This window comes from Clostridium sp. (genome assembly GCF_018372875.1).
Classification (GTDB): domain Bacteria; phylum Bacillota; class Clostridia; order Clostridiales; family Clostridiaceae; genus Clostridium.
On the sequence record NZ_JAHAIF010000081.1, the window covers coordinates 1 to 9608 of the forward strand.

At 29.3% G+C, this 9608-nt stretch carries 11 protein-coding genes and 1 tRNA gene; 11 read left to right on the top strand and 1 reads right to left on the bottom strand.

What is annotated here, in order from left to right; genetic code table 11:
• Positions 1 to 164: 164 nt before the first annotated feature.
• Positions 165 to 587: a YaaR family protein gene (locus KIB46_RS15775; RefSeq protein ID WP_291673129.1), complete on the top strand. Its 423-nt coding sequence runs from the start codon at positions 165 to 167 to the stop codon at positions 585 to 587.
• A gap of 28 nt (positions 588 to 615) precedes the next feature.
• Here KIB46_RS15775 and KIB46_RS15780 read toward each other — a convergent pair whose 3' ends face one another.
• Entirely contained in the window at positions 616 to 915 is a 300-nt protein-coding gene (locus KIB46_RS15780; protein ID WP_156562363.1) for a hypothetical protein, read from the bottom strand.
• 322 nt (positions 916 to 1237) lie between these two features.
• On the opposite strand from KIB46_RS15780, the gene KIB46_RS15785 reads away from it, so the two are divergent.
• From KIB46_RS15785 to KIB46_RS15830, 10 genes are all read left to right on the top strand, one after another.
• A complete protein-coding gene (locus KIB46_RS15785) occupies positions 1238 to 2212 on the top strand; it encodes an MqnA/MqnD/SBP family protein (protein ID WP_156562365.1) in 975 nt (324 codons plus the stop codon).
• Positions 2187 to 2939 (top strand): ABC transporter permease subunit, encoded by a 753-nt coding sequence (locus KIB46_RS15790; RefSeq protein WP_156562367.1) that lies wholly within the window; start codon positions 2187 to 2189, stop codon positions 2937 to 2939. Before KIB46_RS15785 ends, KIB46_RS15790 begins: the two co-directional genes overlap by 26 nt.
• 11 nt (positions 2940 to 2950) lie before the next feature.
• On the top strand, positions 2951 to 3622 hold the full coding sequence (locus KIB46_RS15795) for an ABC transporter ATP-binding protein (protein WP_156562370.1): 672 nt from the start codon (positions 2951 to 2953) through the stop codon (positions 3620 to 3622).
• Positions 3623 to 3647: 25 nt separating this feature from the next.
• The gene (locus KIB46_RS15800; RefSeq protein ID WP_156562372.1) at positions 3648 to 5354 is read left to right on the top strand and encodes an ABC transporter ATP-binding protein; all 1707 of its coding nucleotides are present in this window, start codon (positions 3648 to 3650) and stop codon (positions 5352 to 5354) included.
• Between the two features lie 122 nt (positions 5355 to 5476).
• Positions 5477 to 5695 (top strand): hypothetical protein, encoded by a 219-nt coding sequence (locus KIB46_RS15805; protein WP_156562375.1) that lies wholly within the window; start codon positions 5477 to 5479, stop codon positions 5693 to 5695.
• Positions 5696 to 5783: 88 nt separating this feature from the next.
• Entirely contained in the window at positions 5784 to 6098 is a 315-nt protein-coding gene (trxA, locus tag KIB46_RS15810) for a thioredoxin (protein ID WP_049179056.1), read from the top strand.
• Positions 6099 to 6104: 6 nt separating this feature from the next.
• Positions 6105 to 6959 (top strand): NAD(P)/FAD-dependent oxidoreductase, encoded by an 855-nt coding sequence (locus KIB46_RS15815; protein ID WP_156562378.1) that lies wholly within the window; start codon positions 6105 to 6107, stop codon positions 6957 to 6959.
• 164 nt (positions 6960 to 7123) lie between these two features.
• Entirely contained in the window at positions 7124 to 7276 is a 153-nt protein-coding gene (locus KIB46_RS15820) for a hypothetical protein (RefSeq protein WP_153246633.1), read from the top strand.
• Positions 7277 to 7539: 263 nt separating this feature from the next.
• Positions 7540 to 8463, top strand: a complete 924-nt coding sequence (locus KIB46_RS15825) for an alpha/beta hydrolase (RefSeq protein WP_291673135.1) — start codon at positions 7540 to 7542, stop codon at positions 8461 to 8463.
• Positions 8464 to 8589: 126 nt separating this feature from the next.
• Positions 8590 to 8664: transfer RNA gene (locus tag KIB46_RS15830), tRNA-Glu, on the top strand.
• Positions 8665 to 9608 lie beyond the last annotated feature (944 nt).

Genomic DNA, 9608 nt, shown 5'->3' on the forward strand with positions numbered 1-9608 from the left:
TAAAAGTAGGTTTGGGTAGTGAAATTATAAAAGTCAACTGTAGAATAATGGATATAAAAATAAGTGAAATTATTGCCAACTTTTACTTGACTCAAACATTATAATACGCACAGTAGTAGATTATGTATTTTTTTGATATAATTAGTGGCAGGAAGGATGATAACATGGAAATAGGAAGAGTTATACGAGGCACAATTAATAGAGAAGAAAGAAAAACTGTTTCAAACAGAAAGGATTTTTCTCAGAGTTTTAACCAAGCTAAGGAAAGAAAATCAGAAGAGCAATTAAAGAAGATAGTGGATGATATAAAGAAAAAGGGTAATAGGTTGGTTATTACTAAAACTTATGCAGATGTTAGACTTTATAAAAAAATGATTAAAGAATACCTAGAATCAGTTCTTCAATTTATGTATGATACCAAAAAGGATATTAGCTTTTGGCAAACTCAATATTTTATTACAGTAGATACTGTAGATGAAAAATTAGAGGAGCTAACTCAAGCTGTATTAGGTGAAGAAAAGAAAAATATGAGTATAGCTGCTACAATAGATGAAATTCAAGGATTAATTGTAGATATTTATAGATGAAAAAAGGAATCAAAATTGATTCCTTTTTTTATCTATTATCTTCCATAAGTTTAGTTCTAAGTGGAATATAGATTAATGTTAGCAAACATAAAGGAATAAAGAATAAAATTTTTATATTATATGAGCTGTATAATAGTAATAATAATAATGTACCGAATATAATGCCAAAACTTCCTTCATATTGTGATAACCTTTTTATATTTACATTATCTTGTATTGACTTATATAGACTAACTAGCTCGGATCTTCCTAAATAAAGATTAGAAACCATTGCAATAAATCCTGTAATAATAAAAGAAAAAGCAAATACTTTTAATAAAAATATCATTAGACTTCTCCTCCTACAATGAAATTCTTTACACTTATAGTATATTTCTTTATTTATTCTAAAGTACATAGCTATAATCTAAGGAGGTTGGATGCAATAATCAAAGTGATATTTTAAATGATTTTACTGTACAATTATGGTAAAGAAGTTGAATGTGAAATTAAATTTATATTGAAAAAAAGGGAGAAAAGTATAAGTTTGCTAAAGTTTATAAATTTAATATAATGGATAATCATTATTAATAAATATAGAAAGTGGGTAGGAATTTTTGGCATATTGTAGTAATATAAAATGAGAGAAAAAGAAAAGGGGGAATAAAGAAATGAAAAAGAAATTAGCAGTGATTATTATGGCCTTATTTTCTTTAGGATTATTTGCAGGATGCTCAGGCTCAGAGCCTAAGGAAACTAAGGAAGTTAAAGTTGTTATTCCTGATGGACTACCAAGTATGGCCTTAGCTAAAATGATTAAAGAAAAACCAGAAGTTATGAAGGGGTATAATCTTAATTACACAATTGAAAAAACTTCTGAAAATATAGTTACATCTGTACTTAAGGGGGAAGCTGATATAGCAGTTGTACCTTCAAATGTAGCAGCCACTCAATATAATAAAAATGCAGGGTATCAAATTGTTGGCACTACAGGATGGGGATCATTCTATTTAATATCAGCAGATGGGGAGAAAACTTTAGACCAACTTAAGGGGCAAGAAATTTACAATATAGGAAAGGGCTTAACACCTGATATTGTTACAAGAACAGTTTTGAAGGATAAGGGATACGATCCAGATAAAGATTTTAATTTTTCATATGTAAATGGAGTTACAGAATTAGCACCAACTATACTAGCTGGAAAGACAAAATATGCAGTAATTCCAGAACCAGCACTTTCCCAAGTTTTATCAAAGAAGTCTGATATTAATGTAATAATGGATTTTAATAAAGAGTGGAAAACTCTTAATAATTCAGAATATGGTTTTCCACAAGCTACAATTATAGTTAAAAAAGAACTTATAGAAAATGATAATAAATTTGTGGAAAAGTTCTTAAAGGAAGTTGAAAATAGTTGTAATTTTGCCAATGAAGATGGTGAAACTTTGGCAGCATATTGCGAAGAAATTGGAGTTTCAGCCAATAAAGCAATTATCCCTAAGGCTGTAGAAAAGGGGAATATAAAATTTGCAAAAATAAAAGGTACATCTGAAGAGTATATAAATTATTTTAATAAACTAAACGAATTTGATCCTAAGACAATAGGAGGAAAGGTTCCAGATGAAGGAGTATTCATGGAAAAATAGAAGTCAAAGGTTATTGGCTTGTTTTGTGCTATTAATTCTATGGGAGATAATAGCTATAAAAATTAATAATAACATATATCTTCCAAGAATTGAGGAAGTGCTAGTTTCCATGGGAGATATAATATGGAGTGCTGATTTTTTCCAGAATGTAATAAGTAGTTTGTATAGAACTTTAATTAGTTTTTCAATAGCTTTAGTATTAGCTATTATCTTAGGGGTGCTTTCAAAACAGTACCCCTTCTTTAGAAATTTTTTAAGTCCTTTAAATGCAATAGGTAAGACTATTCCAACTATGGTTTTAGTAGTATTAGCCTTAATTTGGTTTAACAAGGATAAAGCTCCCTTTGTGGTGGGATTTGCTATAGTGTTTCCTATCTTATATGAAGGCATAATTAATTCATTAAATGGAATAGACCATAAAATAGTGGATATGTGCAAAATATATAGAGTTTCTACTATAGAAAAAATTAAAAAAATATATATTCCAATAATAGTGTTTTATATAATGAATATCTTAATATCATCTTTCTCTTTAGCTTTTAAGGTTGTGGTTGCAGGAGAAGTACACGGACAACCTAAATATGGTATAGGTTCAGCCATTCAATTGTCAAAAATGAATTTTGATACAACATCAATTTTTGCTTGGATAGTTCTAATAGCAATAATTTCAGTGATTTTTGAATGGGCTAATAAGGTATTTATATCCAAGGTTAATAAGTGGAAGTGAAAGGGGAAAATATGAGTGATTTAATTATTAAAAACTTGTACAAAAGCTTTGATGAAAATGGGATATATGAAAATTTTAATATTGAATTTAGCAAAGATAAAATAAATTGTATTATTGGAGCTTCCGGTGGAGGTAAAAGTACACTTTTAAATATTATCGCAGGTTTGTCTTCTAAAGATAGTGGAGAAATAATTGGAGTAAATAATGAAGATATAAGTTATATATTTCAAGAGGATAGACTTATATCTTGGCTTACTATAAAGAAAAATATGGAGTTATTTCTTTATAACTATTTTACTAAGGAAGAGGGAGAAAAGAGATTAAAGGAAATATTTAGCTTATTACATATTTCAGGTATTGAAGATGATTATCCTGAAAAAATAAGTGGTGGTATGAAGCAAAGGGTTAATATAGCAAGGGCTCTTTTAAAGCCTTCAAAAGTAATTTTAATGGATGAGCCTTTTAAGTCCCTTGATTATAAAACTAAATATTCAATAATGAGCGAACTAAAAGAAATATTCAGTAAAGAAAACAGGTTAGTTATCTTTGTTACACATGATGTAGACGAAGCTATTTTTATGGATGGTGTAATTTATGTATTAGGTGGAAAGCCATTTAATATAAAGGGAATATTTAAGGAGAATTTATTAGAGAGTAAGCAGGAAATAATAAAATTAATATAGTAATTGTTGAAACTAAGGAGGAGTAATGTTTAGAAAATTTATTAGATTTTATAAGCCATATAAAAAGCTGTTTATATTAGATTTATTAGCAGCATCATTAGCGGCTGCAATAGATTTAGTTTATCCAATGATGACAAGAGAAATAGTGGACAATGCTACAAATCATGGGGAGCTAAGAGTAATAGGCGTATTTGCAGTAACTTTAATTATTTTATTTTTAATTAAAGCAGGATGTGGATACTTTATGCAGTATCAAGGACATGTTGTAGGTGTAAGAATGCAGGGTGATATGAGAAGAAAGGTATTTAATCATCTTCAAAAATTGCCTAATACCTACTTTGATAACACGAAGACTGGTGACATTATGTCAAGAATTATAAATGACCTACAAGATATTTCAGAACTTGCACACCATGGTCCTGAAGATTTGTTTATATCAATAGTAATGCTAATTGGATCATTTATAGTTTTAAGCAGTATAAATTTAACTTTAACCTTAATTATATTTGCATTTATTCCTATAATAGTTATATTTACAATGTATCAAAGAAAGAGAATGAATAAAGCTTTCTTAAAAACTAGAGTAGAAACTGGTAAGGTAAATGCAGGGCTTGAAAATAGCATTAGTGGTATAAGAGTTTCAAAAGCTTTTGTAACCCATGATTATGAGGAAGAAAAGTTTGAAGAGGGAAATAAGAGTTTTATGAATGCAAGAGAAGGGGCATATAAAATAATGGCTCAATATTTCTCAGGAGCTAACTTCTCATTGGATATTCTTAATTATGTAGTTTTAATTGCCGGGGGAATATATACTTTTAATGGTAATATTACTGTGGGAGATTTTACAGCATATCTTTTATATATTAAGGTATTTATGGACCCAATTAAGAAGCTTATCAACTTTATGGAGCAATTCCAAAGTGGTATGACAGGATTCCAAAGATATGTTGAGATACTTTCAGAAGATAGAGAGAAGGAAAAGAAGGATGCAATTGAATTAAAAAATGTAAAAGGTAAGATAACTTTTAAGGATACTTACTTTAGTTATGAAGATAATCAAATTTTAAATGGATTATCAATAGATATAGAAGCTGGAAAAACCCTAGCTCTTGTTGGTCCTTCAGGTGGAGGTAAGACAACCTTCTGTAATCTTATTCCAAGATTTTATGATATAGATAAAGGTGATATCCTAATAGATGATAAGAGTATTTATGATGTTACTTTAAGTTCTTTAAGAGAAAACATTGGTATAGTTCAACAGGAGGTGTTCTTATTTACTGGTACAATAAAGGACAATATAAGATATGGTAATATGGAAGCTAGTGATGAAGAGGTATATGAAGCAGCAAGAAAAGCTAATATGCATGATTTTATTATGAATTTAGAGGATGGATATGATACTTATATTGGAGAAAGAGGAGTTAAGCTTTCAGGTGGGCAAAAGCAAAGAATATCTATTGCAAGAGTATTCTTGAAAAATCCTCCAATACTTATTTTAGATGAAGCAACATCCGCACTAGATAATACTACAGAGTATTATATTAAGAAGTCACTTGATGAATTAGCCAAAGGAAGGACAACTATAGTAGTTGCGCATAGGCTTTCTACAATTAGAAATGCAGATGAAATTATAGTTCTTACAGATAAAGGTATTGAAGAGAGAGGAACTCATGAAGAGTTAATGAATATAGAGGGTATATATAAGAAATTAAATAAGTTTGTGCATAATTAAATTAAGTAAGAGGATATATGAAGGATTATTTTTTCATATATCCTCTTTAAATTTTGTAATAATAAAAGAATAGTAAAATAAAATTTAATATAAAGAAATTTATATTGGAGAAGGTGGAAGTTTTGATTAGAGATATTTCATCAGGGGAACTAAACAATTTTTTGACTCTTGTTTGTAGTTATTGTGGAAAAAGATTTCACGGAAAAAAAGATAGTGAAGGTAAAGATTTCTTTTTTCAAAGGAAGGATAATACAGGAGAGGAATGGTGCATTTGCTTCGAATGTAGAGAATTAAATAAATTAGATAGAAAGAATAAAAATAATGTAAATACAGCAGAATAAATATAGGCTTATAGTTGACATATGACATAAAGTGAGATACAATAAAGAAAATAAAACATACCCCTAAGGGGTATAAGGAGGTAACAAAATGGTAAACCATATTAATGATAGTAATTTTAATGAAGAAGTACTTAATGCAAAAGGAGTAGTTGTTGTTGATTTCTTTGCAACTTGGTGTGCACCTTGTAAGATGCTAGCACCTGTTTTAGAAGAGGTTGCTTCAGAAATGGCAGAAGTTAAGGTGTTAAAGATTGATGTTGATGAAAGTCCAGAAACAGCTACAAAGTATGGCGTTCAAAGTATACCTACAATAAAAATATTCAAAGATGGTGCTGAAGTTGAAACTAAAGTAGGATTTATGCCAAAGGATGTATTAAAGGAAGCTATAGAAGAGGTTCTTTAATTTCTAATGGATAGATACGATATAGCTATTATAGGTAGTGGGCCTGCTGGATTATCAGCGGCCCTTAATGCTAAGATAAGAAATAAATCATTTATATTATTTGGTACAAGAAATCTTAGCTCAAAGGTACAAAGAGCACCAAAAATAAATAACTATTTAGGATTCCCTAATTCTACAGGAAGTAAGCTTGGAGAAGCTTTTAGAGAGCATATAAGCTCTATGGGAATAGAAATTACTGAAGAAAGAATAAATAATGTTTATTCTATGGGTGAATATTTTACTTTAATGGCAAATGATAAAATGTATGAAGCTAAATCAATAATTTTAGCAACAGGAGTAGAGTTCTCAAAGCCTTTAAAAGGAGAGTTAGAATTCCTAGGTAAAGGTGTAGGATATTGTGCAACTTGTGATGCTCCTTTATATAAAGGAAAGACAGTATGTATAATATCTTCTAATGAAGAAGGGGAACATGAAGCTAACTATGTAAGTGAACTTGCAAGTAAAGTTTATTATATTCCATTGTATAAAGGTGATTATAAGTTAAATGATTCAATAGAGTTAGTTGAAGATAGACCAACTGAGATTCTTGGAGAAAATAAGGTTTCTAAGCTTCTATTTAAATCAAGAGAGATAGAAACAGATGGGGTGTTCTTATTAAAGGATGCTATATCTCCATCACAATTAGTACCAGGACTTCAAGAAGAGGAAGGTCATATAAAGGTTGATAGACTTATGAAAACAAATCTTAAAGGATGCTTTGCAGCTGGAGATTGCGTTGGTAAGCCATATCAGTACATAAAAGCTGCTGGTGAAGGAAATATTGCTTCATTAAGTGCAGTTTCATATTTAGATGGAAAATAGGAGAGGAGTGCCTCTCTTGTTTTTTTAACTAAATATTTTGAAAATTTACATTATTATGATATAATATAAAAATATTATATATCTAAAAGTTGTAATCATTATTTGGGGATAGCATAGTATATAAAATATAATGAAAAACAGCTGATAAAAGGGGGTGAATCTTTATGGCAGTGAGAGACTATAGAGAAATGTATATAAGTACAATTCTTAAGCTTGGAAGAGGTGAGATTCAAGAGGGAAATGAAATATCTAGACCTTACTTAGCAAAATTAACACTTGAAGAATTAAAGCTTTTAGCAGAAAAATTACAAGGTTAATTGGAAGGGGAAAAAATGTGTTCATCTATTAAATAAGAGAGAGTAGCAAGAAAAGTTATAGCTACTCTTTTTTACTGTCTAGGAAAGTATAAAATTTCAATTAGCTATAAATCAAAGGTATTATTACATTTTATATTAAAAATATAAAATAAAGGATAGTAATTTTATAATTTCCTTACCTTTAGTACGCGTGAGGTGGATATTTGTTTTGATGTGACTTGGAGCTTGCGACGGAAAAAAACAAATGATAGGGAGGGAAAAGTATGGTGGCAATTGTTAGCTTAATTATTTTGATACTTATCTTTGGAATTATATTTTTACACTACTCTTCAGAGTTAGCCTTTAAAAGGATATTTTTGAAACATAAGAAGAATAAAGAAGAGGCATTTTTATATTTAAAAGATAAAGGAATTTTAGATGAGGAAATTTATAATGAGGAAGATATTTTTAATATAGAAATTAAGTCTGCAGAGGGATATACCTTAAGGGGGTATCTTGTTGAAAAATATAAGAATAATAAATATATGATACTTGTTCATGGATATAGTGCTAATTATCATATTCATATGCCCTTTACTAGATTGTTTTTAAATGAAGGGTTTAATGTTCTTTTAGTAGATCAAAGAGCACATGGGGGAAGTGAAGGAGAGTATACTACCTATGGATATTATGAAAAGAATGATATAGATAGGTGGATTAAGTATTTAGAAGATAAGAATGGAAAGGATCTATACATAGGTCTTCATGGTCAGTCGTTAGGAGGAGCAACTGTATTAATGTGTGGGGTTAATAATGATAAAGTGAAATTCATTATTGATGACTGCGGTTTTTCTAATGGGAAAGAAGAAATAAAGCATGAGTTTGATAAACAAAGATACATTCCTTTTAAACCTGTGTATTGGTTATTAAGAAAAAAGATTAAACATAGATGTAACTTTGATATGGATGAAGTTAATCCATTAAAGGAAATAGAGAAGTCTAATAAGCCAATTTTATTTATTCATGGAAAAGAGGATAAGTTAGTTCCATATACTATGGCAGAAGATATGTATAATAAAAGAGGTAATAAGGAAGATTTATTATACCTAGTTGAAGATGCAGGTCACATGGAGTGCTATGGAGCTAATAGAGAAAAGTATGAAGAGGTAGTAAGAAAATTTATTAGCAAAGTAAATGGTAAAAATTAAATCATAAGATAAAGAGAAATAAAGGAAAAAGGAGTAAATTATATAAAAAACTAAAAAATTGAATGGATTTGTTTGGAAATTAAATTATAGTTTTGGGAAAAGTGTGATATAATAACAAATGTCTTTGGTCCCTTGGTCAAGAGGTTAAGACGCCACCCTCTCACGGTGGAATCAGGGGTTCGATTCCCCTAGGGACTACCATTCAACTCTCTAGCCTAGTTAAGTTAAAGGTTAGAGAGTTTTTTATTTGCTTAAATTTTGTAGTAAAACTATAATTTATACACCATTTATACACTATAATTATGTATATCTGCTTATAAATTTAAAAGATTTAAAGTATCTATAGCTTTTTTAAAGTATGAATATAACTACCAGATGTTATGTCTATGCTGCTATGTTCTACAAAACATATTAAAAAATATATCCAGGACTTTTCAATGTTGCTACCTTCAATTAAGTACGGAGGCAATAGAGATTTATTTTTTTATTCTTTAAGAAATTATAGATTCAATTAAATTGTGGATAACTTCAACAATTTAGCGATATATTAGTTCATTTCTTCCTAAAGAATAAAAAATAAAATATATGCCCCTGCAAGATTTTCCTCAGCCTTGGCGATTTTTTTATAACTTGGAGCTTGCGATGGAAGAAGCAAAATAAATATCCGCTCCATCTTTTTTTTATTATCATTCTTTGGTCTAATTTTTAGAGATATATGATTTTTATGGGGGGTTATAGAATTAGTTTTATTATAATGTATTAGAAACTAACCCTAGTGTGTCTATATAAGAAATATAGAGTATTATTGTAATATATATAGAAATTAATAGATAAACTTGTTATAATTATGTTTTAATATAATAATGAGAGGAATATAGATGATATTATAAGTCTCGTTCCTCAGCGAAAGAGGTCGCAACAAAAGATAAAAAAAGTTGTTGACAAGATGAAGTTGAGGGTGTTAAGATAAGCAAGTCGCTTAAGTGCGACACACAAATTGGTCTTTGAAAATTGAACAGAATATAAAGTTAAAAACCAGCAATTCTTTTTTACGAGTAAACTTGAGAAATCAAGTATCAAGATTAAACTTTTTATTGAGAGTTTGATCCTGGCTCAGGACGAACGCTGGCGGCGTGCCTAACACA

What these genes read in the sequence shown, in the direction of transcription:
- KIB46_RS15775 (WP_291673129.1), top strand. Translation starts at nt 165, where the DNA reads ATGGAAATAGGAAGAGTTATACGAGGCACAATTAATAGAGAAGAAAGA.
- KIB46_RS15780 (WP_156562363.1), bottom strand. Translation starts at nt 915, where the DNA reads ATGATATTTTTATTAAAAGTATTTGCTTTTTCTTTTATTATTACAGGA.
- KIB46_RS15785 (WP_156562365.1), top strand. Translation starts at nt 1,238, where the DNA reads ATGAAAAAGAAATTAGCAGTGATTATTATGGCCTTATTTTCTTTAGGA.
- KIB46_RS15790 (WP_156562367.1), top strand. Translation starts at nt 2,187, where the DNA reads ATGAAGGAGTATTCATGGAAAAATAGAAGTCAAAGGTTATTGGCTTGT.
- KIB46_RS15795 (WP_156562370.1), top strand. Translation starts at nt 2,951, where the DNA reads ATGAGTGATTTAATTATTAAAAACTTGTACAAAAGCTTTGATGAAAAT.
- KIB46_RS15800 (WP_156562372.1), top strand. Translation starts at nt 3,648, where the DNA reads ATGTTTAGAAAATTTATTAGATTTTATAAGCCATATAAAAAGCTGTTT.
- trxA (WP_049179056.1), top strand. Translation starts at nt 5,784, where the DNA reads ATGGTAAACCATATTAATGATAGTAATTTTAATGAAGAAGTACTTAAT.
- KIB46_RS15815 (WP_156562378.1), top strand. Translation starts at nt 6,105, where the DNA reads ATGGATAGATACGATATAGCTATTATAGGTAGTGGGCCTGCTGGATTA.
- KIB46_RS15820 (WP_153246633.1), top strand. Translation starts at nt 7,124, where the DNA reads ATGGCAGTGAGAGACTATAGAGAAATGTATATAAGTACAATTCTTAAG.
- KIB46_RS15825 (WP_291673135.1), top strand. Translation starts at nt 7,540, where the DNA reads ATGGTGGCAATTGTTAGCTTAATTATTTTGATACTTATCTTTGGAATT.